Annotated in this window: 29 protein-coding genes and 1 other annotated feature; of the genes, 1 reads left to right on the top strand and 28 read right to left on the bottom strand. The window is 49.7% G+C overall.

What is annotated here, in order from left to right:
* The first annotated feature begins 99 nt into the window (after positions 1 to 99).
* Positions 100 to 492 (top strand): TIGR04086 family membrane protein, encoded by a 393-nt coding sequence (locus tag FHS16_RS01190; RefSeq protein WP_183557733.1) that lies wholly within the window; start codon positions 100 to 102, stop codon positions 490 to 492.
* Between the two features lie 37 nt (positions 493 to 529).
* On the opposite strand, the gene yajC is transcribed toward FHS16_RS01190, so the two are convergent.
* The 28 genes from yajC to FHS16_RS01045 form a co-directional block, all read right to left on the bottom strand.
* Positions 530 to 847 (bottom strand): preprotein translocase subunit YajC, encoded by a 318-nt coding sequence (gene yajC / locus FHS16_RS01185; RefSeq protein ID WP_183557729.1) that lies wholly within the window; start codon positions 845 to 847, stop codon positions 530 to 532.
* 14 nt (positions 848 to 861) lie between these two features.
* Positions 862 to 1,995 (bottom strand): tRNA guanosine(34) transglycosylase Tgt, encoded by a 1,134-nt coding sequence (gene tgt / locus FHS16_RS01180; protein WP_183557726.1) that lies wholly within the window; start codon positions 1,993 to 1,995, stop codon positions 862 to 864.
* A 22-nt stretch (positions 1,996 to 2,017) separates the two neighbouring features.
* Positions 2,018 to 3,064 (bottom strand): tRNA preQ1(34) S-adenosylmethionine ribosyltransferase-isomerase QueA, encoded by a 1,047-nt coding sequence (gene queA / locus FHS16_RS01175; RefSeq protein WP_183557723.1) that lies wholly within the window; start codon positions 3,062 to 3,064, stop codon positions 2,018 to 2,020.
* 10 nt (positions 3,065 to 3,074) lie between these two features.
* Entirely contained in the window at positions 3,075 to 5,195 is a 2,121-nt protein-coding gene (locus FHS16_RS01170) for a SpoIID/LytB domain-containing protein (RefSeq protein WP_183557720.1), read from the bottom strand.
* Positions 5,185 to 5,652, bottom strand: a complete 468-nt coding sequence (locus FHS16_RS01165; RefSeq protein WP_183557717.1) for a thiol-disulfide oxidoreductase DCC family protein — start codon at positions 5,650 to 5,652, stop codon at positions 5,185 to 5,187. The genes FHS16_RS01170 and FHS16_RS01165 overlap by 11 nt, the downstream gene beginning before the upstream one ends.
* Before the next feature lie 5 nt (positions 5,653 to 5,657).
* Positions 5,658 to 6,659 (bottom strand): Holliday junction branch migration DNA helicase RuvB, encoded by a 1,002-nt coding sequence (gene ruvB, locus FHS16_RS01160; RefSeq protein WP_183557714.1) that lies wholly within the window; start codon positions 6,657 to 6,659, stop codon positions 5,658 to 5,660.
* Between the two features lie 19 nt (positions 6,660 to 6,678).
* Positions 6,679 to 7,314, bottom strand: a complete 636-nt coding sequence (ruvA, locus tag FHS16_RS01155) for a Holliday junction branch migration protein RuvA (RefSeq protein WP_183557711.1) — start codon at positions 7,312 to 7,314, stop codon at positions 6,679 to 6,681.
* Positions 7,311 to 7,814: a crossover junction endodeoxyribonuclease RuvC gene (gene ruvC / locus FHS16_RS01150; protein WP_183557708.1), complete on the bottom strand. Its 504-nt coding sequence runs from the start codon at positions 7,812 to 7,814 to the stop codon at positions 7,311 to 7,313. Before ruvC ends, ruvA begins: the two co-directional genes overlap by 4 nt.
* A gap of 171 nt (positions 7,815 to 7,985) precedes the next feature.
* A complete protein-coding gene (locus FHS16_RS01145; RefSeq protein WP_183557705.1) occupies positions 7,986 to 8,621 on the bottom strand; it encodes a BofC C-terminal domain-containing protein in 636 nt (211 codons plus the stop codon).
* Positions 8,622 to 8,736: 115 nt separating this feature from the next.
* Positions 8,737 to 10,500 (bottom strand): LysM peptidoglycan-binding domain-containing protein, encoded by a 1,764-nt coding sequence (locus FHS16_RS32175; protein WP_221226225.1) that lies wholly within the window; start codon positions 10,498 to 10,500, stop codon positions 8,737 to 8,739.
* A 186-nt stretch (positions 10,501 to 10,686) separates the two neighbouring features.
* The gene (gene pheA, locus FHS16_RS01130; protein ID WP_183557702.1) at positions 10,687 to 11,556 is read right to left on the bottom strand and encodes a prephenate dehydratase; all 870 of its coding nucleotides are present in this window, start codon (positions 11,554 to 11,556) and stop codon (positions 10,687 to 10,689) included.
* 2 nt (positions 11,557 to 11,558) lie between these two features.
* Positions 11,559 to 12,530: a homoserine kinase gene (thrB, locus tag FHS16_RS01125; RefSeq protein WP_183557699.1), complete on the bottom strand. Its 972-nt coding sequence runs from the start codon at positions 12,528 to 12,530 to the stop codon at positions 11,559 to 11,561.
* A gap of 4 nt (positions 12,531 to 12,534) precedes the next feature.
* Positions 12,535 to 13,821 carry a homoserine dehydrogenase gene (locus FHS16_RS01120; protein ID WP_183557696.1) on the bottom strand — a complete coding sequence of 429 codons (1,287 nt, stop codon included), beginning with the start codon at positions 13,819 to 13,821 and terminating at the stop codon, positions 12,535 to 12,537.
* A gap of 24 nt (positions 13,822 to 13,845) precedes the next feature.
* Positions 13,846 to 14,283, bottom strand: coding sequence for an ACT domain-containing protein (locus FHS16_RS01115; protein WP_183557693.1), 438 nt, complete (start codon positions 14,281 to 14,283; stop codon positions 13,846 to 13,848).
* Between the two features lie 131 nt (positions 14,284 to 14,414).
* A complete protein-coding gene (obgE, locus tag FHS16_RS01110) occupies positions 14,415 to 15,740 on the bottom strand; it encodes a GTPase ObgE (RefSeq protein ID WP_183557690.1) in 1,326 nt (441 codons plus the stop codon).
* A gap of 13 nt (positions 15,741 to 15,753) precedes the next feature.
* On the bottom strand, positions 15,754 to 16,491 hold the full coding sequence (locus tag FHS16_RS01105) for a Spo0B domain-containing protein (RefSeq protein WP_183557687.1): 738 nt from the start codon (positions 16,489 to 16,491) through the stop codon (positions 15,754 to 15,756).
* A 230-nt stretch (positions 16,492 to 16,721) separates the two neighbouring features.
* On the bottom strand, positions 16,722 to 17,033 hold the full coding sequence (gene rpmA, locus FHS16_RS01100) for a 50S ribosomal protein L27 (protein WP_053374800.1): 312 nt from the start codon (positions 17,031 to 17,033) through the stop codon (positions 16,722 to 16,724).
* A 90-nt stretch (positions 17,034 to 17,123) separates the two neighbouring features.
* Entirely contained in the window at positions 17,124 to 17,462 is a 339-nt protein-coding gene (locus FHS16_RS01095; protein ID WP_183557684.1) for a ribosomal-processing cysteine protease Prp, read from the bottom strand.
* Positions 17,463 to 17,473: 11 nt separating this feature from the next.
* Positions 17,474 to 17,785, bottom strand: coding sequence for a 50S ribosomal protein L21 (gene rplU, locus FHS16_RS01090; RefSeq protein WP_138752392.1), 312 nt, complete (start codon positions 17,783 to 17,785; stop codon positions 17,474 to 17,476).
* 15 nt (positions 17,786 to 17,800) lie between these two features.
* Positions 17,801 to 17,890: a sequence feature (ribosomal protein L21 leader region), on the bottom strand.
* A 214-nt stretch (positions 17,891 to 18,104) separates the two neighbouring features.
* The gene (locus tag FHS16_RS01085; protein ID WP_183557681.1) at positions 18,105 to 19,364 is read right to left on the bottom strand and encodes an Rne/Rng family ribonuclease; all 1,260 of its coding nucleotides are present in this window, start codon (positions 19,362 to 19,364) and stop codon (positions 18,105 to 18,107) included.
* Between the two features lie 37 nt (positions 19,365 to 19,401).
* On the bottom strand, positions 19,402 to 20,283 hold the full coding sequence (locus FHS16_RS01080; protein ID WP_183557678.1) for a M50 family metallopeptidase: 882 nt from the start codon (positions 20,281 to 20,283) through the stop codon (positions 19,402 to 19,404).
* Positions 20,276 to 21,094 (bottom strand): M23 family metallopeptidase, encoded by an 819-nt coding sequence (locus FHS16_RS01075; RefSeq protein ID WP_183557675.1) that lies wholly within the window; start codon positions 21,092 to 21,094, stop codon positions 20,276 to 20,278. Before FHS16_RS01075 ends, FHS16_RS01080 begins: the two co-directional genes overlap by 8 nt.
* 158 nt (positions 21,095 to 21,252) lie before the next feature.
* Positions 21,253 to 22,398 carry an FtsW/RodA/SpoVE family cell cycle protein gene (locus FHS16_RS01070; RefSeq protein ID WP_183557672.1) on the bottom strand — a complete coding sequence of 382 codons (1,146 nt, stop codon included), beginning with the start codon at positions 22,396 to 22,398 and terminating at the stop codon, positions 21,253 to 21,255.
* A gap of 7 nt (positions 22,399 to 22,405) precedes the next feature.
* Positions 22,406 to 23,197, bottom strand: coding sequence for a septum site-determining protein MinD (gene minD / locus FHS16_RS01065; protein WP_183557669.1), 792 nt, complete (start codon positions 23,195 to 23,197; stop codon positions 22,406 to 22,408).
* 3 nt (positions 23,198 to 23,200) lie between these two features.
* A complete protein-coding gene (locus tag FHS16_RS01060) occupies positions 23,201 to 23,866 on the bottom strand; it encodes a septum site-determining protein MinC (RefSeq protein ID WP_183557666.1) in 666 nt (221 codons plus the stop codon).
* 65 nt (positions 23,867 to 23,931) lie between these two features.
* Complete coding sequence (mreD, locus tag FHS16_RS01055) at positions 23,932 to 24,456, bottom strand: rod shape-determining protein MreD (protein ID WP_183557662.1); 525 nt, start codon at positions 24,454 to 24,456, stop codon at positions 23,932 to 23,934.
* Entirely contained in the window at positions 24,453 to 25,301 is an 849-nt protein-coding gene (gene mreC, locus FHS16_RS01050) for a rod shape-determining protein MreC (protein ID WP_246431519.1), read from the bottom strand. The genes mreD and mreC overlap by 4 nt, the downstream gene beginning before the upstream one ends.
* 72 nt (positions 25,302 to 25,373) lie before the next feature.
* A complete protein-coding gene (locus FHS16_RS01045; protein ID WP_183557656.1) occupies positions 25,374 to 26,405 on the bottom strand; it encodes a rod shape-determining protein in 1,032 nt (343 codons plus the stop codon).
* Positions 26,406 to 26,420: the final 15 nt, after the last annotated feature.

Raw genomic sequence — 26,420 nt, 5'->3', positions numbered from 1 at the left:
CTTATACGAATATATGGCAAGACATGCAAGTAGTTGTACTAATCCGGTTAGCTTGACCATATGGATAAGTAATACGTACCAATCGCTGGGGGGAATTTGATGAGCTCGGTAAAACAAGCTGTTAAACCGCCTTTAATTGCATCACCGCTTCTTGCTGGAGTTTTATTTTCTATTATTTGGCTGGCCGCTGGCGCCTTACTGCTATCCTTGCTTTTACATTTCACGGACATGAAAGAAAGCAGCCTGGCTATGAATGCCCTTCTGGTTCATGGCTTCGCTTCACTTGCCGGGGGTTTTACTTCCGGGAAACGATCCGAGAACAAAGGATGGTACAACGGCGGATTGCTTGGTTTAATTTACGGAGCAATCGTCATTATCATCAGCTTCTTAGCCTCGGACGCCTCACTCTCCCTGCACAGCGCAATGCTGCTTGGAGCTTCTCTTCTCGCTGGTGCTTTCGGCGGAATGATCGGCGTCAATATGAAAAAATAAAAAGAAGCTGACATGCATGCATGTCAGCTTCTTTTTATTATTTTTCCAAATCAACCGTTGCTGATGGTGCAGAGTTGATGATTGTGTTGATTGCACTGCGCTCGAATGTCATTTTAGTTGTATCGTTTACACGAAGTACAACTGTGTCATCGCTAAGCTCGACGACCGTTCCGTGCAAACCACCAATTGTTGAAATTTTATCGCCTTTTTTCAATTGGTTGAGCATCGAAGAACGTTGTTTCTGTTTCTTCTGCTGCGGACGAATAAGCAAGAAATAAAACACCGCGAACATAAGTACAAACGGCCAAATCATTCCTAAAATGTTACTTTGACCTGCATCTGCTGCTAGCCACATCGAAATCCCCCCTTTCAAAATCCTTTCTCATTATCGAACAGGCCGTAGCTTGTGAAGAAGGAATCCCGGAAATCAAGCAGCCGGTCATCCATAATCGCTTGCCGAACGTCCCGCATGAGTTGAAGCAAGAAATGCAAATTGTGGTAAGTCGTAAGCCTCATGCCAAATATCTCATCGGCTTTGATGAGATGCCGTATGTACGCTCTCGAATAATTCGTACACGTATAGCAGGAGCATTCAGGGTCCAGAGGGCTGAAATCCTCCGCATATTTCGCGTTGCGAATAACGAGCCTGCCTTGACTTGTCATGGTTGTCCCATTACGGGCAATCCGAGTCGGCAGTACGCAATCAAACATATCAATACCGCGGATAGCACCTTCAATCAATGCATCCGGTGATCCCACTCCCATAAGATAACGAGGTTTATTCGCAGGTAAAATGGGTACTGTATAATCGAGCACATCGTACATCAAATGCTTAGGCTCGCCTACGCTCAGTCCACCAATAGCATACCCCGGGAAATCCATGGAAGTCAAATCATTTGCGCTCTGAATGCGAAGATCCTTGTACATTCCGCCTTGCACAATGGCAAATAGTCCTTGATCCTCTGGTCTTGCATGGGCTTGAAGACAGCGTTCTGCCCATCTTGTCGTACGCTCCAACGATTTCTTCACATATTCATGTTCGGCTGGGAATGGCGGACATTCGTCGAAAGCCATCATAATATCCGAGCCTAGCGCATTTTGGATTTCCATCGCAACCTCAGGCGATAGAAACTTTTTGTCGCCGTTGAGATGGGAGCGGAAATGGACGCCTTCTTCCGTAATTTTACGCATTTCGCTTAGGCTGAAAACTTGAAAGCCTCCGCTGTCTGTCAGGATCGGGCGATCCCAGTTCATGAACTTGTGCAGGCCCCCTGCATTCCTTACCGTTTCATGTCCTGGTCTTAGAAACAGATGGTACGTATTGCTCAATATAATTTGGGCATCCATCGTTTTCAGTTCTTCCGGACTCATCGTTTTGACCGTAGCCTGCGTGCCTACCGGCATAAAGGTTGGCGTCTCGATCACGCCGTGCGGAGTATGCACGCGACCAAGGCGCGCTCCCGATTGTTTGCATTGTTTGATTAACTCATATTTTACAGCCACGATTCACGCTTCCTATTCCTAGTTAGTAAATAAACATTGCATCACCGAAGCTAAAGAACCGATATTGTTGCACAATCGCTTCTCTATAGGCATGCATAACCTCATCACGTCCAGCCAGTGCACTTACGAGCATGACCAGCGTAGACTTCGGCAAATGAAAATTAGTCAGTAACGCATTAACGAGCTTAAACTCGTAGCCTGGAAAAATAAAAATCGATGTCCAGCCGCTGCAAGCCTCAATTGGATTCCCTTCGAACCGGACCGCTACCGTCTCCAGTGTTCTAGACGAAGTTGTGCCCACTGCAATAATACGGGCACCGCTCCGTTTGGCTTCATTTATTATGGCTGCATTCTGTTCATTCAGCTCATAATATTCCGAATGCATCTCGTGATCCTCTACCAAGTCCACCGACATCGGACGAAAGGTTCCAAGGCCAACATGGAGGGTCACATACGCGAGCTTGACGCCTTTTGCTTGAAGCTTGTCAAGAAATGCATCCGTGAAATGTAGTCCGGCTGTCGGCGCGGCAGCAGAGCCTGCGTGTTTGGAGTAAACGGTCTGATAACGCTCGCGCTCCTCAAGCCTCTCCTTGATGTAAGGCGGCAGCGGCATCTCTCCCAATCGATCCAGCAGCTCCTGAAAGATTCCCTCGTATTCGAAGCGAATCGTTCTTCCGCCCATCTCGCCTTCCTTCTCAATAACGGCCCGCAGCAAAGGATTGCCTTGCCCGTCATCGCCAAAGGAGAGAGCGGTGCCAACCTTGAGGCGTTTGGCAGGCTTGCCAAGCGCCTCCCAGCTGTCCCCCTCAAGCTGCTTCAGAAGCAGCAGTTCGATCTTGGCGCCCGTATCGCTCTTCACGCCAGTCAGCCGCGCAGGAATCACTCTCGTATCATTGAGGACAAGCACATCCCCGGCTCCAACGTACTGTTCCAAATCTGTAAAGCTGTTATGCGTTATTTCGCCCGTCTGCTTATTGAGTGCCAGCAGCCTAGATGCTGTGCGATCAAGCAATGGGGTTTGGGCTATAAGGTTTTCCGGCAATTCAAAGTCAAACCATTCTACGTTCATATCGATTCAATCATTCCTTAGCGATGGTTACATCTTTGTAGTAGTATTTCAAAATATATTGATAGTCATACCCTTGCTGGGCAAGGCTTAGCGCGCCATACTGCGATAAGCCAACGCCATGCCCGTTACCGGTACCGATGAAACGGAATGACGGCTCTTTGGTAGCAGCGCGCAAATGCTTGCTGCCATCCATGATAAATAAATTGGACTGGCTGGCCTCTGTTACCTTGCCGCCGGCACTGATCATGTAAACGGGAGCCGAGTCGCCCAGCTTCGTTCTTGTTGCTGATCCCGAACCTAGCAAAGCAACCTTCGCCGTTTCTTCGATTTGAAACAATGTGCTTGGCAGCGAGCCTTGTACCCCTAGCGTGCTGCGGAGCATATCCGGATAGCTCACCGTTAGCTTTTGGCCATTGGCTGTAATCTCGGTTGCACGGCCAGAAGCACCCTTTTGACTAACTTCCAGCGTACGCAGAGGACCCGATATCGGCGTTTTCACTTTGGCATTTATAACGGTCAGCATCTCTTGGGGCGTATAAGGGCCTCTCACCCAAGACATAGAATTAGACTCCACTTTTTTCTCCAGCACGATAACTTTCGTTCCGCTGTCTGCCGTTGCCACAACTGGAATCGTATCTTGAATCTGCGGATGCTTGCGAACCTTTGTCCCATTCGTATTCACCTGCATAATTGGACTTCCGGCCGCCGTCGTTTGACCAGTCTCATCTAACAAATCATCACGCACATATCCGATTTCCCCGCTGGGAAGAACAACGCGGTACCAGCTGTGCAAGCCTGTTTCGCTGGATGTGTCCGGGCTTTTCACCGGCATCAAATAAGGTACGGCATTGCCCCATATCTCCTTGGCATCTGCTGTCATGCCGCCGCCGCTGGCTGCGAACAATGCCTCAATAACTTTCCCATCGTGCATGGCCACTTCGCCTGCCGTATCATCGACAGCTGCGATTGTAGACGGCTTCTCAGAGCCTGTGCCGTAATAGGCTTGGCTAAGCGTGGTATCCACAACATGAGCGATTTGGAAACCAAAGCCTTTGTTCAATGCGTAAGAGCGCGCCGCAACGGCCTGTGCCTTAAGCGCCTCAGCTGGCCATGAAGGATACATCTCTACACCGACAACGGAATATAGATATTGCTCAAAAGGCAATTCATTGATAACCGCCATCCGCCCATTCATCATACTAAGCTCGAATTGCCCGCGATAGCTGCGATTGCTTCGCTCCGTTAGCTTGATCGGATCAGATCCGACTGGAGAGATTGCTATTTTAGTATCGCTCCCTGCAAACATGTATAGCTCTGAGCTGCTTTCAGCTTTCGCGCTAAGCGTATGATCATTGCGAAGCATGAGATAGGGCAGCTTGGCATCTGCCGTTTTCAGCGCGCCGCCTCCTGCCGCTTTGGATGCAGCAGCCTGCACAATCTGCAGCTCTGCATCTGTTACTGCAGCGCCAACCATAACGGAATAGCTTGCCATTTCTGCTTGGGAGTCGCGGACAGCTACATAAGCATCCAAACCGACCGCCCCAAAGCTGCTGGCAGCTGCTATCGCTTCCGCCTTACCTGCAAGAGGAGCAGACTCCAAATGCAAGGGACCCTGCTGCACGGCCTTATACCCGCCAACCAGCTTGGAGATCTCGCTGTCGGCCGCCCACTTGGTTTGAGCAGCGGCTGCTTCTGCCGCCGTCTTATATGTACCTTCTATGACTTGATAAACGATCGAGCCATTTTTGGATAGCGAAGTGAGAAAAGCAGCGCCCTTTAACGCTTGCAGCCTCTTCTGAACCGCAAGGGCAGATGCGAAAGTTGTCGATTCATACACTTTAACTTTAAAGCTGTCTGCTGCAAATCTAACGCTAGTGCCGCCTGACACATTGAACCAGCTGCTTACGCCATCCGGCTGTCTTGAACCGATGTTCAAGCCTGCAGGCGAAGAAAAGGTTGCCGCAGCAGTTGTATCATCATATTTCCCAGGCAATTGCATGAAAAGAGCAACGCGAATTTGATCCAGCTTCGGTACTGCCGCATGTGACGGAGAGCCCGTCCACGTCGTTGCAAGCACCATAATTGCAACTACAAGCATCAAATATTGCTTGAATGACCGTTTATTTGCCATGTTTGTCTCTCTCCTCTCTGCTCTTCGGCAATTCACAGCCGTTAATGGAACAGCTTTGCTCGGTCGAGCCAAACCATTCGTATCTTCGGTTCGCAACAAAACGGTACATGCGATCGGCAATGCGGCTCATGCCCGGAATGCGATAGAAGGCGGACAGCCAGCCAAAACCTTTTACCGTTCTTAGTATCCTAACAACGCCGTCTGCGCCAGCATAAAGCTTCCCTTGTTCATCGACTACATGCATCTTCTCGTATAACGCTGCAAAATCAAGCTGCGGACTTCGCGGCAATAGCTCGTCCGAGCCTCCAGCTGCTTCCAATTTCTGAATTTGTATGAATTGCAAGTCTGCCTTTGAATGAAGTTCCTTCAGCTTAGCTACGGAAGCAAGGCATAGGTTGCAATACCCGTCATAGATAACATAGAGCTTCTCAGCGTACAAGCCGCGTCTCCTTCCCATTCCTGTTACCTCCCCGGAATGGGAAGCCCCAAATGCCTATAGGCACTGTCTGTCGCGATTCTCCCGCGAGGCGTCCGCTGTAGGAATCCAATCTGCATTAAATAGGGCTCGTAGACATCCTCAATCGTTTGACTTTCTTCCCCGATGGTTGCCGCAATGGTATCGAGGCCAACCGGTCTTCCGGCAAACGTCGTCATCATGGCTTGGAGCATTTTGAAATCGATCAGATCTAGACCCATTGGGTCTACCTGCAGCAGCTCTAGCGCGGATCTCGCTAAATCATGCGTAATAACACCGTCACCGCGAACCTGTGCAAAGTCTCGAACGCGTTTCAGAAGCCGATTCGCAATACGGGGTGTCCCCCGCGACCGCATGGCAATCTCCCCGGCAGCTTCCCCGACTATGCTTACATTCAGAATCTCAGCTGTCCTCGCCACAATAAAAGCCAATTCATCAATCGTATAAAACTCAAGTCTGCTTACGACACCGAAACGGTCTCGCAGCGGTGCCGATAGCAAGCCTGCCCGAGTTGTCGCGCCGATAAGCGTGAATGGCGGCAAATCCAGCCTTACAGAGCGGGCGCTAGGCCCTTTCCCAATCATGATATCCAGAGCGAAGTCTTCCATCGCCGGATACAAGACTTCCTCTACCGTCCGGTGCAGGCGATGAATTTCGTCAATAAACAGTACGTCGCCCTCCTGCAAATTCGTCAGCAATGCAGCAAGATCGCCAGGCCGTTCGATCGCGGGCCCGGATGTCGTTCGCAGACTGACGCCAAGCTCGTTAGCAATAATATTCGATAGCGTCGTTTTGCCAAGTCCCGGCGGCCCATACAATAGGACATGATCCAGCGCTTCCTTGCGCAGCTTCGCTGCTTCGATGTACACCTTCAAATTTTCCTTTGCCTTCGATTGCCCGATATATTCGGCCAGATAGCGTGGACGCAGGCTGAGCTCAACCGCCTGGTCTTCCATCATCAGGTTGGCGGAAATGATTCGATCATCCATTTGCCTTTATCTCCTTCCGTTACCCTTTGAACAGCTGCTGAAGCGCCCGCTTCATTAAGGAATCAACGGATTCCTCCGCCGTTGCGCTATGCTGCAGGCCCAACCATGCTTTATCCAACTCTGCTGCCGTATAGCCGAGAGCCGCAAGCCCCTCTCTGGCTTCCTGCCAAGCGGTGCCAGCTCCTTGACCGGAATGCCTGCTCGAAGTAAGATCAAGCGCTATGCCTGCCGCCGTAAGCAAGCCTCCGTCCAAGCCTGCGCCGATCAGCTTGTCTTTCAGATCCAGAATCATTCGCTGTGCGGTCTTTTTGCCAATGCCGGGAAGCTTCGTAAGGAAAGCGATGTTTTCCTGCTGAATGGCCGCAATAACGGCGTCCGGCCTTCCCCCTGAAAGAATGCCAAGCGCTACGCGGGGACCGATGCCCGATACCTCAAGCAGCTTGCGGAATAGGGCCTGCTCTTCTCTAGTCTCGAAGCCGAACAAAAGGATCGCATCTTCGCGAACACTATGGTGAATATATACGGTTACGGGTTCTTCCTTTTTTGCGAAAGCATAAGGATTCGGTGTAAACACGCGATAGCCGGTGTCTCGAACATCCAGAACGATATATTCGGTTTCCAGATGAACGACATTGCCTCTTAAAAAATCAATCACGAACGCTTCACCTCGCTTATTTTTTGATTCAGAACGAACGAATGCGCATGGCAAATGGCCACGGCAAGAGCATCGGCCACATCATCCGGCTTCGGTACTGCCGATAGCTTCAGAAACATTTTGACCATCTCCTGCACTTGCTTCTTCTCTGCTTTGCCATATCCGACAACGGCCTGCTTCACCTGAAGCGGCGTATATTCGCCAATGGGGAGGCCCCGCTGGGCAGCAGCCAAGATAATCGCTCCCCTAGCCTGTGCGACATCAAAGGCAGTGGTTACGTTCCGGTTAAAAAACAGCTTCTCCACGCCGACGGTATCCGGCTTATATTTATCCATCAACGCGCCCGCGGACTCATACACCTGCAGCAATCGCTGCTCGGCAGGGGTATGAGCTTCCGTCAGAATCGCGCCATATTGAACAGGCGTAAGCTTGTGGCCGATCTTATCTATAAATCCGAATCCAACTATGGCATAGCCAGGGTCAATCCCAAGAACGCGCAAACGCCCATCTCCTCAAATAACTTGCTAATCAGCGCAATCGCTGAAAGTTGCTTCGTCTATTATAGCAAAAGATAGGAGGAATGAGAACGCGCGTTTGATATTTCGGCTTTCAGCCCATACAAATAAGGCCGCGCATCGCTGCGCAGCCTCTCTTTCCTTCCTGTTCTTAGCCTAATAGGCGGGTTGCATAACCTTCTGGTTTTGCTCGATGGCATAATCGCTAAAAGTGGATAGCACGCTGTTATACTCTTCGATATCACTAATACGGATACCTTTAGTAATCTGATCAAGCTTGTCCTGCGGAAGGCTGCTCTCCATATAACGTACATCCAGCTGAAAAAAGGTGCGCACAACCTTTTCTTTTTTGGGGATCCCATCATAAAGATTCAAATTCCCCTGCTTGTCCACACCCATATACGCGTTCGCCTTGCAATGCTCGGATAAATCCTCTATGTGCTGCTCAACACGGACCAAGCTATTCGATACATCCAGCTCCGCCTTCCACTCTGGGTGACCCAGCAAAAGCTTTGCAACTTGCTTACTCATCATTCGGCCGAGGGGCTTCGTTTCCTCGCCGCATACATAAACGCGATGCAGTTCCACCGCATACGGGCTCTTTTCGTTCTCAAGCCTATGGATAATGCTTTCTTCTGTGGAGATATCCGGCGCTGCCAGCACAGGCTCAGCTTCGGCAAGTAAAAGCCCGCCTGCCAGCAAGAAAGGGATGATTGCCCCTAAACTCCATGTCGGCCGGCGTTTTCTTCTGAGCTGCCTTTTTAAGTTTTTCCAAAGGCTGAATTCCATCATAGGGAAGACCCCTTCATTATATTTTTTGATAGTATGCGCCAGTAATAGATAAATATACAAAAAACAAGAAAACCCCCAATGGTTGATGGCAACCATTGGAGGTATCCCCCTTGAATTAACGATTAAGCCACGGCTGATTTCCACGATTTTTCGTTTTATTAGGTCGTGAAGATACTGTCCTAATTACCGCCTTCTTCGTGTTTTTCCGCTGTACGACTATTTTCACGGGTTTATCAAGCTCGGGCTCTGCCTGCTTTGCCGCATTTTGATCCGAACGGTTACCTTTGCATCCGCAATCCGCTTGATTGGCATCATTAGCACCTGCCGTTTGCGGCCAGCCTGGATATGGCGGATAGGCTGGATAGCCATATCCATACCCGTACCCTCCATCATGCTGAGCTTGCGCCGGCATAACCATGCCATGGCCGCCATAGCCATAACCATAATCAGGTTGCATATTTGATGGCGATATAAAGCCTTGGTTCGGATGCATCGCATGCGGCGACACCATTCCTTGGTTCGGATGCATTGCAAGCGGCGACACCATTCCTTGGTTTGGCTGCATCGCTAGCGGCGACACCATTCCTTGGTTTGGCTGCATTGCAAGCGGCGACACCATTCCTTGGTTTGGCTGCATCGCAAGAGGCGACACCATTCCTTGGTTCGGCTGCATCGCAAGCGGCGACACCATTCCTTGGTTTGGCTGCATCGCAAGCGGCGACACCATTCCTTGGTTCGGCATTGCCGAAGCTCCCGCCACCATTTGGCTGTTCTCGCTTGCATCCTGCTGGAGCGGATTTACGCCAGGATAACCATATCCCCAGCCAGGCCCTGCCGCCATCGGCATCGTTGAAGGAGACGGATAACTGCCAACAAATACTGTGCCTGGAGGACAGTCGAACGGCACTTCATTACTATCCCCTAGCGGGCTTACCGTGCTTCCGAAGGGAACCGGCTGCTGCCAGCCGCCATAGCCGTAACCATGCCCGGTTTGTGCCGGCATTGCCATGGAATGGCCGCCATAACCATATCCGCCATATGCAGGCTGTTGCTGGACAGGAGATACGGCTTCAGGCGCTTTGGGAAGATCGTATAGTGATAACGCTTCGGTAGCAGGTATCCCATACTGCTTAAATAAATCGACATTAGGCTTATATTCCGAATGAATAGGCTGCAGCTTCTTCTCAACAGGCTTTTGGATCGGAAGCGCTTTTTTAGCCGGTTCAACCGCAGCTGCTTTTGGCGCCGGCAGCGGAGCTGGTTTCACGGGCTTCACGATAGGCGCCACTGGCTTCTCCTGAACGGGAGCAACGGGGGATGGCGCTATTGGCGCAACAGGCACTGGCGCGATTGGCGCCGTTGGCGTTTTGCCCGCAATCGGTCCGGTAGGTATTTTGCCAGTTATCGGAGCTGTAGACAGCTTCCCTACCCAGCCCTGCACGTTTTGCATAATCGATGTGGGATGCAGAGAACCTGCACCGCCGGTACCTTGGCCCATGCCGTGGCCGGCACCATGCCCGTCGGTTCCACCATGACCCTGATCGCTCACCTTAGGGATGTTCACAACCTCACCGGTAAGCAGCACATTCGGGTTTTTAAGCTGCGGATTAGCTTTGATCATGTCAGCAAGCGGCACACCCCAAGCCTTCGACAGCTTCCAGAGGGTATCCCCCTGCTTCACGATATGCTGATGCATGATGTCCATTCCGCCGCCTGAACCGCCAGTATGGCTTGATGGTATTTTCAGCTTCATTCCTACATCGATGACGTCCGGGTTCGTAATACCCGGGTTCAGCTTTAAAATCTCTTCGAGCGATACATTATACTTCTGGCCGATGGAGTATAAGCTGTCGCCCTTTTTTACAATATGGATTTTCACTCGCCGTTACCCTCCTGTCACGTTCTGAATAACATGGCACTGCTTATGCCTATTATCAATCCTTACATCCTATGCAGAATATGGGCGAGTGTCTCCACTTTCACAAAAAAAATAGTAAAAAAGCCGAGATCACTCCTAAGAGTGAACACGGCTAGCTGCTGTTTAATGCTCCATTATGCGTACGTTCTATTTTTTGAACTCAATAAAGCTTGGATAGCTTCCCAGCACGCGAACCTGACAGCCGATTGCTTCAATTTCCTGCAGTGCGGACGGCAACAGAACCGTGTCGAGCGCCATGTCGATATCGATAAAGAAATAATAATTGCCTAGCTTTTTCTTTGTCGGACGCGACTCAATACGGGATAAGTTGATTTTGCGCCATGCAAAAGCTGCAAGCACTTGATGAAGCGCACCTGGGTAATCCTCGGGCAGCGTAACCAATATGCTCGTTTTGAATTTATCCGATTGCCTAGCCGTGTAAGGCTCCGAGCCAACAAGCAAAAACCGGGTATAGTTGTTGTCATGATCGGTAATCTCGCTAGCGATAACATCCAGCTTCTCATTCGCTGCAGCTGTCTTGGTGCCAATCGCCGCCCAGCCGGCATTCGGATTGTTCTGCACGATTCGAACACCCTCGGCCGTACTGCTGACATGCTCCGTCACCGCGTGAGGAAGATTGGTTCGCAAAAACTGCAAGCATTGCGCGATCGCAACAGGATGGCTGATGACCTTCGTAATTTTTGAATAATCTACAGCACCCTCAGCGCCTTGCGCTTCGGCTTGACGGCCAATTAAATTCTGGATGGATGGATAGACCCACTCTGCTTGTATCGGAATATCGACCTCATGCACAAGCCAATCCATATGTAAGCTCACAGAACCCTCTATCGTATTCTCGATCGGAATAATGCTGTACTCACTAATTCCATTAACCGTGGATAGAAACACATCCGAGATGAGCCTATGATACTTCCAATCGATCTGCTCACCGCCAAAAAAGTATCTAGCCGCCTCATCCGATACCGAGCCGGCAGGTAAAACCGCAATCGTTTTCATACCTACACTTCTCCTTTAATTCGTTCAGGAAGAGGAACCGCAGGCTGCTTCGATATATCCTCAACCGTAATTCGAGGGCCTAGAACGGCAGGCGCTAGCCATAATGTTCTAGCCTCAATGCCTTCCTGCTTGAGTGTCTCCAGCAGAAACGGCTCCAATGCATCAGCATCCCCTGCCTTGTCGTCCACAAAAGCAATCAGCGTCGGTCCAGCTCCGCTTAGCGCAGCGCCCAGCGCGCCATATTCAACCGCGCGCTCCAGAATCGTCGCCATGCCGGGAATCAATGCTGCACGGTAAGGCTGGTGCAGCCTGTCCTTCATCGCATGGCGGATCATGCCAAGCTCGCCGCTTGCAAGCGCGGCGACAAGCAAAGAGCTGCGGCCGACATTGTACACCGCGTCGGCCATCGATAGCTGCGTCGGCAGCGCATGGCGCGCTTTCTCCGTCGACAGCTGGAAGGCCGGGATCGCTACAAGCGTCTTCAGCCGTGGATCCGGCTCCAGGCGAATATAGTCCGCGCGCTCCCCGTCCCAAGCAGAGACAACGATACCGCCGAACATAGATGCGCCTACATTGTCAGGATGGCCTTCTAAAGCCGTTGCCATCTGAAACAGCTTATCGTCCGTCAATGGGCTACCGATTAGCGCATTCGCCGCTACGAGAGCTCCTACAATCGCTGATGCGCTGCTGCCAAGTCCGCGAGTCAGCGGAATGTCGCTGTGCATCGAAATCGATAGTTCAGGCACTTGGACGCCCGCTTCTTTGAATACAAGCTGCGCCACTTTGTAGATTAAATTCGACTTGTCTTTCGGCAAACCCCGCATTTGATCGCCATAGAATTGGTATTCGGTTTGTTCACTGACCCGGAGCTCAATCCATGCATACAGCGAGAGCGCCATTCCCAGCGTATCGAAGCCAGGACCCAAATTAGCCGTGCTTGCCGGTACTCTTACAATAACTCTGCGATTATTCATGATCTTACCCTTCTACGCGGTATACGCTTTTCACTTTATGAACCACTTCAAGCGATTCGAAAGTAGCCAGTACTTTCTGAATAGCTGCTTTATTCGCGTCATGAGTAATAATGATAATTTCCGCCTCAGGATTAGACGGGGTCGGCTGCTGCAGCACAGACTCCAGGCTTACTTCAAAATCAGCGAATACCTGTGTAATCCGTGCCAGTACGCCAGCGCGGTCTGCTACTTTCAAAAGCAAGAAATACTTGGACGAAATCTGATCATCTGTCTTAAGCTTCTTCTCTTTATAGGCTAGGCTGCCTTGCATCCCGTTAACGCCTAGCTTCAGGTTTTTCACGACAGCAACCAAATCAGACACGATTGAAGTTGCAGTTGGAAGTTCACCGGCGCCGGCGCCGTAGAACATCGTCTCGCCAACCGCTTCGCCATATACATAAACCGCATTGAACACGCCGTTTACCGACGCTATCGGATGAGATTGCTTAACCATTGTCGGCTGTACGCTAATGCTGATTAGATCATCCTGACGCTCTGCGATACCTAGCAGCTTCACTTCGTAGCCTAGACGCTTTGCATACAAGATATCCTCTTTCGTAACGGAAGATATGCCTTGAACCGACACGTCCTCCAGCGCTACATTGGCGCGGAAACCGATCGTTGCAAGAATCGTCATTTTCCGGGCTGCGTCAAGACCTTCGACATCCGATGTCGGATCGGATTCCGCATAGCCGAGCTCCTGAGCTTCCTTTAGCACATCCAGATAGGATGCACCCTCCTGGCTCATTTTTGTCAGAATGAAGTTTGTTGTACCGTTAACGATACCCATGATTTTGTTTATCCGATCGGAAGAAAAACCTTCAACGAGCGTACGGATGATCGGAATGCCTCCGGCAACGCTTGCCTCATACATGATATCACAGCGATTCTCCTGTGCTTTTGCAAGTATTTCCGGACCATGCAGCGCCATCAAATCCTTGTTCGCCGTTACAACATGCTTGCCAAGCGCAAGCGCTTCTAGAATGTATTCCTTCGTGAGCCCGATACCGCCCATAACCTCAACGATAACGTCGATGTCGGGATGTCTAATAATATCCCAAGGATCCTCCGTGAGCTTATCCTGATCGATTGCGATATTGCGTGCTTTGTTTTTGTTTTGCACGAGCACCTTTTCAATCACGATCGGCGAGCCTACTTGGCTTGCAAGATCCTCCTGATGGCCTTCCACGATGCGAACGACGCCTGTTCCTACAGTTCCAAGACCTAATAAACCTACTTTAACCGGCTTCATATATACCCTCCATTATTCATTCTGTTATCCTTGTCCGATGACCGAAGCTTTACGTACGCCTGGCAGGCTGCGCAGCATATCGACTAGCGTTGACAGTTCCCCGGAAAGCTGCGAAATATCGACTGATATGACAACGTTAGCGAAGCCTTGGAGCGGAATGGTCTGATTCATCGTCAACACATTGCCCTCCAGAGACGCCACAGCGCTGAGCACATTCGAGAGCATGCCGGAACGATGCTCCAAATCCATGGATATCGTGGCAATTCGCTCCCTCTCCAGCTCATTGAGCGCATAAACGCCATCCTTATACTTATAGAAAGCGCTTCGGCTAAGTCCAGCCCGTTCAACCGCTTCGTGCACGGTTGCCGCTTCTCCCCGTCCCAGCATTTCCTTTACTTGTATCGTCTTCATTATCGCTTCCGGTAAAATATCCTCTCGAACGACATAATAGCGTTTATTCACTATACGTCCTCCTCAAAAAGACAATTGTTCACCTATAGTGGACATTATATCGAAATATTTGGCTTGGGGCAATAGGCAAATAAGAAAAGACGGCTTTCGCCGTCTTCGCTTGTTATTTGAATTTTTCTTTATTAGCCGTTCGGATTATAATCGCTGCCCTCGAAGAATTCAAAAGCAAAATCGCCGATTTGCACCATGTCGCCGTCTTTTGCACCCATTTTGCGAAGCTCGGCATCGACGCCCATTTTACGCATCGTGCGCGCAAAACGCATCACCGCGTCATAGGAGGTCAAATTCATCCGCTTCATGTATTTATCGATGCCTTCGCTAACGATAACATACACTTCGTCTTCCTTATGAATCGCGAAGGTTGTTTCTTCACGCTTCTCGTACGTGTAGACCTTCCGCTCGGCAACATCCTTGACATCCTCGATCTCGACTTCCTCGGAGATCGTATCGAGCACGTCAGCCGCTTTGTACAGCAGCTCCTGAATGCCTTGCTTCGTCAGCGAGGATATAGGCAGAATTTCATAATGGCGGTCACCCCTTGCCTCTGCAAGCTGCTGCTTGAACAATTCAAGCTGCTCCGCGGAGTCCGGCATGTCCATTTTGTTAGCTGCAATAATCTGCGGGCGATCCGCAAGCTTCTCGTTATACAGCACGAGCTCCTCGTTGATCTTCAGCCAATCATCGAACGGGTCGCGTCCTTCGGACGCAGACATATCGATGACATGAATAATGACCCGAGTCCGTTCGACGTGGCGAAGAAACTCATGACCAAGGCCTACGCCTTCATGGGCACCTTCGATCAAACCAGGCAAATCCGCCATGACGAAGCTGCGGCTGTCCCCAACATCCACTACGCCGAGATTCGGAGTAATTGTTGTGAAATGATAAGCACCGATTTTAGGCTTGGCACCAGAAACGACAGACAGCAGCGTCGACTTGCCCACGCTTGGGAAGCCAACCAGACCTACGTCAGCCATAACCTTAAGCTCAAGTACAACCCAGCGCTCTTGCCCTTCCTCTCCATTCTCCGAAATATAAGGAGCCGGATTGTTCTGGGTTGCGAAGCGGATATTGCCCCGTCCGCCTCGTCCGCCTTTCGCGATTACGATCTTCTGACCATGACGCGTCATGTCAGCAATAATCTCCTGCGTGTCGTCATCGACGATGACGGTTCCTGGTGGGATACGAACAATCGTATCCTCCGCTCCCGCGCCATGCATGCTTTTTACTTTTCCGCGTTCGCCGCGGTTTGCTTTGAAATGCTTCTGGTAACGGAAATCCATGAGCGTGCGAAGCCCTTCGTCAACTTGAAAAATCAAGTCGCCGCCGCGGCCCCCGTCGCCGCCGGCAGGTCCGCCCTGCTCGACATACTTCTCACGGCGGAAAGAAACGATTCCATCGCCCCCGTCGCCGCCTTTTACAAATATTTTCGCTTTATCGACAAACATGTTGTGCCCCCGTTCATGCGCGCATTTCCGCTCTCAGCAGCACCTTTGCGTACGGCTGCTCGAAGTTGACCGGCTGCATTGGCGCGCCTTCCAACTGCTGTTGTATTTTTTGCTTCCATTGCTGTTCATTCATTAACTCGCCATCGTAGAAAAACGTTGCGCTTAGCGTATCATTCTCAAGCGACAGCTCCAGCGTAAGAACAGCAGCATTACCATAGCCAGGCTTAGCCGCAAACCGATATGCGTTAATCGTATGAATGAGCGTTTCGGCTATTTGATCGGCATCTGCCGTTAATTCGTTTAAATGAATATCGCCTATAATGACGAGCTGCAGCTCCAGCGAATTCGAAATGGTGCGAAAGGATTGAATGTAGCTGATCAGAGACGGAACGCCAAGCTTGGATATTTGGCTCTCCACAGCCATTCGCTCACTTATTTTTCCCACAAACTCCGCAGCTTTATCCAGCTTCTTGAGCCTGATATAGCCAAATACCACTTGAAGGTCATTCATCCAGTCATGGCGATGATGATTGAGAGTTCGTATTGCGGATCCTTGCAATGACAAGATTGTCCGTGCAGTCCGCTCCGCATGCTCTTTCCGTTCCGTTCGTATCCAGTAAGTTGCAACAGCTAGTAGCCAAACGAGAAAGACAGCAGTTAACCACACTTTAGTGGGCCAAATAAATACTGCGGCACAAGGCAATATGACAGTGCCTGCCGCGTAATATTTCGCCTTTGTTAAGCGTCCCATCGATTAAACCTACTTTCATCGTATTTCCCGAAAACATAAGAAAGCATACCTTTTCCATATCCTTATCTTATATTTCTCCGGCAAAGCTAATTCAGCATACAGAGTTCGCCGATGGCGTTTTTACTTACTTATCCAGTATATCATGCGGTCGTCCCACGGTCATCAGCCTTGAAACAAAAAAACCCGGCCTAGCGATGCAGGCCGGGGCTTGGTGCATATATAATGTTGTATTAAGCTTCTACTGCAGCAGCTACCGGAGCTAGAACAGCTGGATACACGCTCACTTTTTTGCGGTCGCGTCCCCAACGTTCGAACTTCACTACGCCTTCTACTTTTGCATAAAGCGTATCGTCTTTCCCGATGCCTACGTTAGTTCCTGGGTGAATTTTTGTTCCGCGTTGGCGAAACAAAATGCTTCCAGCCGAAACGGTTTGACCGTCAGCACGTTTAGCGCCAAGGCGCTTCGACTGCGAGTCACGTCCGTTTTTCGTGGAACCAACACCTTTCTTCGAAGCAAAAAGCTGAAGATTCAGTTTCAACATAGTTATTCCCTCCTTCTTAAAGGTTTGTGGAGCAAACCTGCTTCGGAAGCATGGACATTAAGGCTTGCGGAGCAAACCTACTTCGAAAGCTTACGCATTAAGAAGTTCATGAATGACGACATGCTTGCCGTATGATTTTGCGATAGTGTCAAGCATAACCGCCATCGATTCCAGCAGCAGCTGCATCCGGCCATCCGAAGCCTCGTCCGCCAGCGTCGGAATATCCGACGACAGCCAGCCGTTCTTCATCTTGGCAGGCAGCTCTTCTCCTGCTAAAGCTTCGATCGCGTTGACGGTACCTACCGAAACGGCCGATACTCCCGCACAAACAATATCTTTGCCGGGCTTCGCATATTTAGCATGTCCTTCGACTGCGAATGATACGATGCGTCTGTCAGCGGCTCTTCGTACAAAAGTAATGGTTATCATGGAAATCCCGCTTACGCTTGGATTTTCTCGATTGTTACTTTTGTGAACGGTTGACGATGACCTTGCTTACGACGGTAGTTCTTTTTGGCTTTGTATTTGTAAACGATGATTTTTTTGGATTTGCCTTGTTTCTCGACTTTACCTGTTACTGTAGCGCCGGATACTACCGGAGTTCCAGTTACAAGACCGTCACCTTTAGAAACCGCCAAAACACGATCAAACGTTACGCTTTCGCCTGCTTCAGAATCCAGTTTCTCGATGTAGATAACATCGCCTTCCTGAACTTTGTATTGCTTTCCGCCTGTTACGATGATTGCGAACATTGTTGGTGCACCTCCTTATTTTCGAAGACTCGCCTAATTCAGGTGGTCTGCAGCTTGCGCCGCATACGCTTGTATACCCAATCGGAGCGGTACTTGTACATCTCATTCCACTGAGGCACGAGACACACACCCAAAGAGTGTACCATACTATGCAAGCTATATCAATTGATCCAGCAAAAAAACGGCGATTTATTTAGATCGGTTGTACAATTACACCTGACTTTACTAGACAAACACACACTCAGTACCGCTTGCCGTTCAAAAAAAAGAAAAACCCGCAACAATCGCGAGCCTAGTCTGCTTGCTATTCATTTGCTATTCATTTGCTATTTATTGGCCTTACATCTTTTTTATTTATAATCACGCCACAGGAAGAGCATCGTTCAGTCAGCAAATGTACGGCTGTTTCACGCGCCTTCTTGCGAGTCATCTCCATAAGCCCAAGCTTGGTCCAGCCGAGAATCGTGCATTTCGTTTGGTCGCTGCGAGTCTTCTCCATCAACCTGTGCATCACTTGCTCACGGTGGTTGTCCAATCCCATATCTATAAAATCAACGATAATAATGCCGCCTACGTCTCTCACTCTCAGCAATCTCGCAATTTCATCCGCAGCTTCCATATTGGTATGGAATACCGTATCCTCAAGGCCCGAGGATCCGATAAACTTCCCCGTGTTGACATCGATAACCGTCAGCGCTTCCGTCTCTTCCCATATGAGGTGACCGCCGCATTCCAGCGAAATTTTGCGGTCGAAGGCTTTCCTAACTTGATCGGTCACGCGGTAAGCATCGAATAAGGGCTGGCCCTTCTTATGCTCATATCGCTTCAACCGCTTGCGAAGCTGGGGCGTCATCTCCTCAAGCAGCGCGGATACCTCAGCGAACCGCTCGCCGTCATCTATCCAAATTTCATCCATATCCATCGTCAGCGTGTCGCGGACCGCTCTTCTTAATAACCCGGCTTCACGATGCAGCTCGGAAGGTACGGCTGCTTCTTCGCCTCGATTAACGATATCCTGCCACAACTCTCTGAGCTGTACGATATCGCCGTGAAGGGACTGCTCGCTTTCGCCGCCTGCAGCCGTGCGCAGTATAATGCCTTCCTCGCCTTGCCTCAGCTTTTCTCCGATGGCACGCAATCGTGCGCGATCGCCCTCTATGCTAATTTTTTTGGATACGCCCACATAATCAGCGGTTGGCATATACACAAGCCATCGGCCAGGCAGTGAGAAATGGGTGGTGACACGCGCGCCCTTGCCGCCGAGAGGCTCCTTCATCACCTGTACGATCAGCTCTTGTCCCGGTTTGACTAAATCCTGGATCATCGGTTTTAAAGCGGGCTGTTTTTCCAAATGCGGGTGAAGCAGCTCATCAATATACAAAAATGCATTTTTGGCTAATCCAATATTTACGAAGGCAGCCTGCATACCCGGCAGCACATTAACCACTCGTCCTTTATACACATTGCCGACCATGCTGCTTGCTTTCGTCTTTTCCATAAAAAAATCGATTAGGCGGCCGTTCGCAAGCACAGCGGTTTGCAGCATCTCGCCCTGTACATGCATCAACATTTGCTTCATACCCGAGTATCACCTGCCAGTACGCTTTTCATCTATTTTAACTGAAAAGTTCCGACACTGCACGATTGGGATTATTTTCAGACAAACAGCCTTCGACAATTTTTTGTTCCGGCAGCACTTTTACTTCCTTGCTGCCTGCTTCAAGCATATAAATTAAATGATACCTTTCCCGTTGAAACAATCTAGCAACCGAGATTATAGATTGCCGTCCGTTTACGATAATCGGGCTCGCAATATGGCCCTTCGAGAGCGCATGCAGCGATATGCGTTCGCGGTACATCAGGAAACGATAAAATAAAAAAGGAACGTTCCGGTAATACGTCCAATTGGTCATAACAAGAAAGATGCCAACGATAAGCAGGTTGAGCTGTATACCGCTGGTGCGCAGCAGCCATGGAAGAAGCGACGCTGCAATCATCAGCAGACTAAATAACATGCTGATGCGTGCAGACCATAGCAGCATTTTGTAATAATTCACAGTATAGCTCAAAGCTGCCTGCAGCAGCTTGCCTCCGTCAAGCGGGTGTATGGGGAGCAGATTAAACAAGCCGATCATCAGATTCGCCTTCCATACATAGGTCGCCCATTCAAGGTCCCAAAGGCCAAGCTGCCCGCATGTCCACGCAGCGAGCCCCATCCAAACATTTTGCAGCGGACCTGCTATCGCCACGATCGCTTCTTCCTTCGCCGGCAGCCCGCCTGCCTCCTCTACCTCAACCACGCCGCCGAACGGGAGCAGCTTGACTTCCCGTACCGTCCATCCGTAGCCGAGCGCTACGAATACATGACCAAGCTCATGCACCAGTACGAGTAAAAATAAGGTAATGAGCTCGGCGAAGTACCCCGTCATGACCGATCCAAGCATAATGATGACAAACAGCGGATGAACCGACCATACGATACCTTTCCATTTAATCAATCGGTATCACGCCCACTGGATCGATATACTGATCATTCTGCTTCACTGCAAAATAAAGTAAGCTCGGCTGCGAGCCCTCTGCCTTTAACAGCCTGCCGATCGGATCGCCGGCCTCTACCCAATCATTGACACTCACCTCTGCTTTGCCAAGCAGCCCATATACGGTAACGCGCTGGTTTGCGTGTTGGATGAGGATCGTCGTGCCCTTGTTATCATCCTTATCCGTCAGCAGCAGAACGCGTCCCGTCTCAGCAGCGACAACCTGCTCTTCCGATCCCCCTGCCAGCTCAATCCCGTTCAACAGCTCTGCAAAGGTTCTAACCAAGGAGCCTCCCTCAAGCGGTGCCACAATCGGCAGCTTGACGGTTCCATCCGCACCAATCGCTGACTCGCTATTATCCTTGAAAATGGGGATAAACGAAGGGGCTCCAGCAAACGTATCCTTGTACCATGCGGCTGCTGCCGCAAAATCGATTTCATCGGAAAGCGCCTCTTTGACAAGCGCTTGTCCCTTAAGCGTGTACGACGTATCATAATGGAACATAGCCCAGACCGCTCCAAAAAGCATAATGGCAATGACCAGCTTCCATTTCAGCTCTTTGCGGAAGGAATGCTTGTTTTTTCCGAAATTCGGGTCTTTTTTATTCGTCAGATCCGGAGGCTTCACAAAATTTTTATTATCCATAAACCCCTTGTCGTCGCTCCAGCTCGCCCATGGGTTCGGATTCGTTTTCCAGACAACCTCCGGGTCAAGCTCTTCTGTCTCGTCTGCCAAAACATACACATGCTCTTCGTTAACCTTTTTCCGCATATCAAATTCCTCCCCGCTTCCAACGTCCTTGCGACAGCTTGTTTCTTTATACATGGATATGTGGGGAGAGAGACAAGTATGCGAACCTCCAAACGATAAAAAACTGCCCCGATACGGATCAAATCCGTCTCAGAAGCAGCTTTATCTGTAGCAAAGCCTCAATCGGCCAGCTCGTATTTTTCTTGATGCGCCTTGATGCTGAAAACAAGCCCTATCGACAGCATATTAAGCAAAAGCGATGTCCCGCCATAGCTTACAAAGGGCAGCGTAATCCCCGTTATCGGCATAATCCCAATCATCATTCCGATATTCTGAAACACCTGGAATACATACATGGAAACAATGCCGATTACGATAAACGAAGCACGCAAATCATAACATTTGAAAGCGATTATAATCATTCGGTAGATGAGCAGGAAATAGAGCAGCAGGAGAATAGCCGAGCCTTGGAAACCGAATTCCTCACCGATTACGACAAATATCGAGTCCGAATACGGGTACGGAACGAAGCCTCCATTTTTCATATCCCCTTGCAAATAACCATCACCGCTCAAACCGCCCGATCCGATCGCAATTTGCGCATTCTCTGATTGATGCTTGTCATTTGCAGTCGCAGTCTCTGGATTGATAAACGTGTTGATCCGCTTATGCCAATGTCCCATATCCCTATCATCCAAATAATCGAAGATTTCCTGATTAAAAGTATTAAATAAAGAAACGAACAGCACTAGACCGGCAACGACGACAGCAAGGCCCGCAATGACATGCGTATACTTTACGTTCCCAATCCAGAGCATCCCGAGCACGATAACCAAGTAAATAATCGCATTTCCTAGGTCAGGCTGAATCATAACGAGCAAGAAGGGAAGAAACGAAAAGGCTGCAATCGGAAGCAGGTCTTTCATGAAGGTAAGGCGCTCGCCCTGTCTGCGTCCCATAATGTAGGCAATCCCGATAATAAGCACAATCTTGACGATCTCGGCTGGCTGAAAGGACATGGTGCCGAGCTTGAACCATCCTCTTGCGCCATTGATGACTGCACCGAAGAAATAGACAAGAATCAGCATGGAAACGCCGATGCCGTAGAGCACATGCCAGCTCTTAAGCACAATGCGGTAATCGAACAACGTTGCTGCGATAGCAATAAAAAAACCCATGCCGTAAAAGATAAGCTGTTTAACGTCCGAACCGGCATATTTGGGGAAGTTGGCAGTAGCGCTATGAATAACAACCGTGCTGATCACCATGAGGAATACTAAAATAATCAAAATTCCCCAATCCAGCTTTTTTAGTTTGTTAAGCAAATCGTAATCATCCTATTCCAAGGAACTTACGGAAGCGCTTGAACGCTCCCGCCTTCTCATCAAGCAGCATGAGTGGAACCATATCGCCTAAGATGCGGCGCGCAATATTCCGGTAGGCGATAGCGGCACGCGAAGCCGGATTCATAACCGTCGGCTCTCCGCTGTTTGCGGCAGAAATTACTTTTTCATCATCGGGCACAATACCCACAAGATCAACAGCCAGCACTTGACAGATTTCATCAATATCAAGCATTTCGCCCGTTTTCATCATGTTTTGGCGAATGCGGTTAATAATCAGCTTGCTTGGTATTTTTTCTTGTTCGAGCAAGCCGATAACTCGGTCGGCATCACGTACGGCAGCATTCTCCGGAGTTGTAATGACGATAGCGCGGTCTGCCCCAGCAATTGCGTTCCGAAAGCCATGCTCAATACCGGCTGGACAATCTATGATAACGTAGTCATGGTCCTTCTTGAGTTCCAATATCATATTTCTAACCTGCTCTGGCGTAACGGAGTCCTTATCCTTCGTCTGTGCAGCTGGAAGCATATATAACTCATCAAAGCGCTTGTCCTTGACGAGTGCTTGATTCAATCTGCAACGGCCCTCGGCAACGTCTACCAAATCGTAAATAATCCGGTTCTCGAGTCCCATGACCACGTCTAGGTTACGAAGTCCGATATCGGTATCCACCATGCATACTTTCTTGCCAAGCAAAGCTAGCGCGGTACCCAGGTTTGCCGAGGTGGTCGTCTTGCCGACGCCGCCCTTACCTGATGTTACAACAATCGCTTCTCCCATATTCTACACTCCCTTAAACATGATAGGATTATGCCGTATGCGGAATAATTGCGCTAGCTTATCGATTTGCATTCTGCCTTCGCTTAAGAAGGCGAACTCCATTGAAGCATCGCCGGTCATCCATTCCTCTGGCGGTCTGCTGATTATATCCGCAATGCGAAGCTGGGTCGGCTTCATGAGCGAAGTCGCGATAATGACGTCCGTTCTTCCTCCGATACCCGCATGCGCTGTGCCGCGCAAAGCGCCCAGCACATAAATGTCACCTGTGCACATCAAAGTGCCGCCTGGATTCAAATCGCCGATTAAAAGTAAATCCCCGTCATGCTCATAGGTTTGTCCCGAACGAATGATAGACGTAAGCACCTGAAGATTTGGCTGATCCCCTTGCGTCAAATCAACCTTCAGCGCTTCTGACTCAACGGATTGGACCATCAGATTTCCTTGTGACCGAATCACGCTTTTGATTCGATCCTTGTCATCATCCGATAGTTGCCTTGAGCCGAGCTTTACGTGTACATGTACGAGCGGGCCTGTGAGCAGCTGCTGATGCGTCTTCTCCAGCTTGTATTGCAATTCATCAAGTAGCGTCGCGAATTCACATTTATCGTCGAGAAGGAACACGAGACCTTCTTTTACACCTTTTATAATTATATGCTGCTTATCGGTCACGTTCGTCCCTCCCCAACCTAATGGATTCTTGATGCGACTAACAAAATCCTGCCTGCGCCATTATTTTATTCATCATCCTTCTCCGCCTTCACGCCAGTCTGGCCTTCAAACAGCTTTCTTGTCGGCACGTAACAGGCAAGCGCGAACGCTAGCTGAAGAAACAAGCTTGGAAGAATATAATCGATAAGTGCCCATGCGTAGCTTTCATTCGTAATTCGAAACACGCTGTATACAAAATAAATAACGCTGTCGTAAAGAAGGCATGCGAAGCCGATAATCGAAATCGCCATCATAATCGTGGAACGGCGGCGCTCAAGTAGAACGCCTGTGAAATATCCCATAAGACCCATAATAAAAGCGTTAATGCCGAGTAAATGGCCAAAATAAACGATATCCTGCAGCAAGCCGAAGCTGACGCCAAGCAGCAGGGCCAGATGCCGGCGGCTGTACAATCCAGAGAAAATGACCATGACGAAAACAAAGTGAGGAATGATCCGATGTCCGAAGCCCGCTGGAACAATCCACGGAATTACCGCTCCCTCAATGACGAAAAGGAGAATCATTAGCAGGATGATTCGGTTCATGCTCATTGATCGGCAGCCTCCAGTTCAGGCACCTGAACGACAAACACCTCGGTCAAGTGGTCAAAGCTGGCTGCTAGTTCAACCGATGCCGTGTATGTAAGCCCAAAATCGCCTAGCTGCTTCGATTCCAACGTACCGACAACCAGACCTCTTGGATACACACCGCCCAAACCCGAGGTGATTACGGTATCCTGAATGGTCATTTTATCCGTCTCTGCGATTTTGGTCATGAGAAGCCTGGACGTTTCCTTATTATAGCTGCTCAATATACCGAAAGACTCATCCTCGCGACCCATGATCGTTACCGCAATCAGATTGAATGTCGGTGAAGATTCATCAAGCTCCGTAATCGGAGTCACAGCCGCAGTGTATGGCGTAACCGAACTTACCAAGCCGATCAGCCCTTTAATCGTCGTGACCGCCATATTCGGCTTAATGCCGTTTTTGGAGCCCAGATTAATGGTCAATGTCCGATTGTTAGCGTCATTGCTGACAGAGATAACCTGCGCGATTAAAAAATTATAATCATTCATTTGCTTCTGGGCTTTTGTGAAATCCAGCTCTTCCTGAAGGCGCTTATTCTCTTTTTCTACGAAATTGTAATTGATCTTCTCTCGAGAGTAGGCGGCAGCGGTAAGACGAAGCCGCTCATTCTCCTCATAGATTGTACGGAGATTGCCGATATCCTCAAAGAAGCCCGCTATAGAACCAGCGGGCTTGTAAAACCATTGCTGCACGTATGCTGCCGTATCCTTCAAAAACTTCTCCGGCCATGATAATTCCTTACGGTCACTTAGCGAAAAGCCGATGACCGCTATGCACAATATAAATCCGATCATAAGCATAGACATACGCTTATTCCGCATTAGCTTAAACAGCTCGATCACCTGCCCATTTCATATCCGTATCCCAGCGGACCTAATTTAGCGTCTCGAACGAGATGCTGAGCTTCTTGCTTTGAAGAGATGAATATTATCAAGCGAGCGGCCTGTTCCAATCGCTACGCAGTCCAGCGGATTGTCCGCAACGATAACCGGCATGCCTGTTTCCCGCTGCAGCAGCTTGTCCAGGTTGCGCAGCAAGGCGCCTCCGCCCGTAAGCACGATTCCGCGATCCATAATATCGGCTGACAGCTCAGGCGGACACTTCTCAAGCGTAACTTTCACAGCGTCAACGATCGCATTAACAGTATCTGCCAATGCCTCTGTAATTTCATCGGATGTAATAGCCAGCGTCTTAGGCAAGCCCGATACAAGATCGCGTCCGCGAATTTCAATCGTCTCAGGCTTTTCAAACGGGAGCGCTGAGCCAATCTCCATCTTGAGCTGCTCCGCGGTGCGCTCGCCGATCATAAGATTGTATTGCCGCTTGATGTATTGCGTAACCGCCTCATCCATTTCATCGCCCGCCACGCGAATGGAACGCGCGGTAACGATGCCTCCCAAGGAGATGACCGCTACTTCTGTTGTACCGCCGCCAATATCGACAACCATGCTGCCTGTCGGCTCCCATACTGGCAAATCAGCCCCGATTGCAGCTGCGAAAGGCTCCTCGATTGTATAAGCCTCACGAGCTCCGGCTTGCTTGGTTGCATCCTCTACTGCCCGTTTTTCTACCGCTGTAATGCCTGAAGGCACACAAACCATTACGTTTGGATGACGTGGGAATAAAGAGCGCTGCTTCTGTGCTTGACGAATAAAATATTTGATCATCGTAGCCGTCGTTTCGAAATCGGCGATCACGCCGTCTTTCATTGGACGAACAGCGCGGATGTTGCCTGGCGTTCTGCCGATCATTTTTTTGGCCTGCTCGCCAACTGCTTCGATTGTTTTTGTATCTGTACGAAGGGCCACTACGGAAGGCTCTCTTACGACGATTCCCTTGCCTTTGACGAATACCAACGTATTTGCAGTACCTAAATCAATACCTAAATCTTTCGAAAAACCACCAAACATGTTGTTGCTCCCTTC

It is taken from the genome of Paenibacillus endophyticus (assembly GCF_014192395.1).
GTDB classification, from domain to species: domain Bacteria; phylum Bacillota; class Bacilli; order Paenibacillales; family Paenibacillaceae; genus Pristimantibacillus; species Pristimantibacillus endophyticus.
This window is presented reverse-complemented; position numbering and strand designations above follow the sequence as displayed.

Coding starts and splice junctions, on each gene's coding strand:
- FHS16_RS01145 (WP_183557705.1), bottom strand. CDS start 8,621: ATGATGGAATTCAGCCTTTGGAAAAACTTAAAAAGGCAGCTCAGAAGA.
- FHS16_RS01190 (WP_183557733.1), top strand. CDS start 100: ATGAGCTCGGTAAAACAAGCTGTTAAACCGCCTTTAATTGCATCACCG.
- rplU (WP_138752392.1), bottom strand. CDS start 17,785: ATGTTCGCAATCATCGTAACAGGCGGAAAGCAATACAAAGTTCAGGAA.
- mreC (WP_246431519.1), bottom strand. CDS start 25,301: ATGTCTATGCTTATGATCGGATTTATATTGTGCATAGCGGTCATCGGC.
- FHS16_RS01170 (WP_183557720.1), bottom strand. CDS start 5,195: ATGGCAAATAAACGGTCATTCAAGCAATATTTGATGCTTGTAGTTGCA.
- FHS16_RS01075 (WP_183557675.1), bottom strand. CDS start 21,094: ATGCGGAAAAAGGTTAACGAAGAGCATGTGTATGTTTTGGCAGACGAG.
- queA (WP_183557723.1), bottom strand. CDS start 3,064: ATGAACGTAGAATGGTTTGACTTTGAATTGCCGGAAAACCTTATAGCC.
- pheA (WP_183557702.1), bottom strand. CDS start 11,556: ATGAAAACGATTGCGGTTTTACCTGCCGGCTCGGTATCGGATGAGGCG.
- rpmA (WP_053374800.1), bottom strand. CDS start 17,033: ATGTTGAAACTGAATCTTCAGCTTTTTGCTTCGAAGAAAGGTGTTGGT.
- mreD (WP_183557662.1), bottom strand. CDS start 24,456: ATGAGCATGAACCGAATCATCCTGCTAATGATTCTCCTTTTCGTCATT.
- FHS16_RS01120 (WP_183557696.1), bottom strand. CDS start 13,821: ATGAAGCCGGTTAAAGTAGGTTTATTAGGTCTTGGAACTGTAGGAACA.
- FHS16_RS01165 (WP_183557717.1), bottom strand. CDS start 5,652: ATGGGAAGGAGACGCGGCTTGTACGCTGAGAAGCTCTATGTTATCTAT.
- FHS16_RS01045 (WP_183557656.1), bottom strand. CDS start 26,405: ATGTTTGGTGGTTTTTCGAAAGATTTAGGTATTGATTTAGGTACTGCA.
- minD (WP_183557669.1), bottom strand. CDS start 23,197: ATGGGAGAAGCGATTGTTGTAACATCAGGTAAGGGCGGCGTCGGCAAG.
- obgE (WP_183557690.1), bottom strand. CDS start 15,740: ATGTTTGTCGATAAAGCGAAAATATTTGTAAAAGGCGGCGACGGGGGC.
- yajC (WP_183557729.1), bottom strand. CDS start 847: ATGTGGCTAGCAGCAGATGCAGGTCAAAGTAACATTTTAGGAATGATT.
- FHS16_RS01095 (WP_183557684.1), bottom strand. CDS start 17,462: ATGATAACCATTACTTTTGTACGAAGAGCCGCTGACAGACGCATCGTA.
- thrB (WP_183557699.1), bottom strand. CDS start 12,530: ATGAATAATCGCAGAGTTATTGTAAGAGTACCGGCAAGCACGGCTAAT.
- FHS16_RS01085 (WP_183557681.1), bottom strand. CDS start 19,364: ATGAAGCAAATGTTGATGCATGTACAGGGCGAGATGCTGCAAACCGCT.
- FHS16_RS01105 (WP_183557687.1), bottom strand. CDS start 16,491: ATGGGACGCTTAACAAAGGCGAAATATTACGCGGCAGGCACTGTCATA.
- ruvB (WP_183557714.1), bottom strand. CDS start 6,659: ATGGATGATCGAATCATTTCCGCCAACCTGATGATGGAAGACCAGGCG.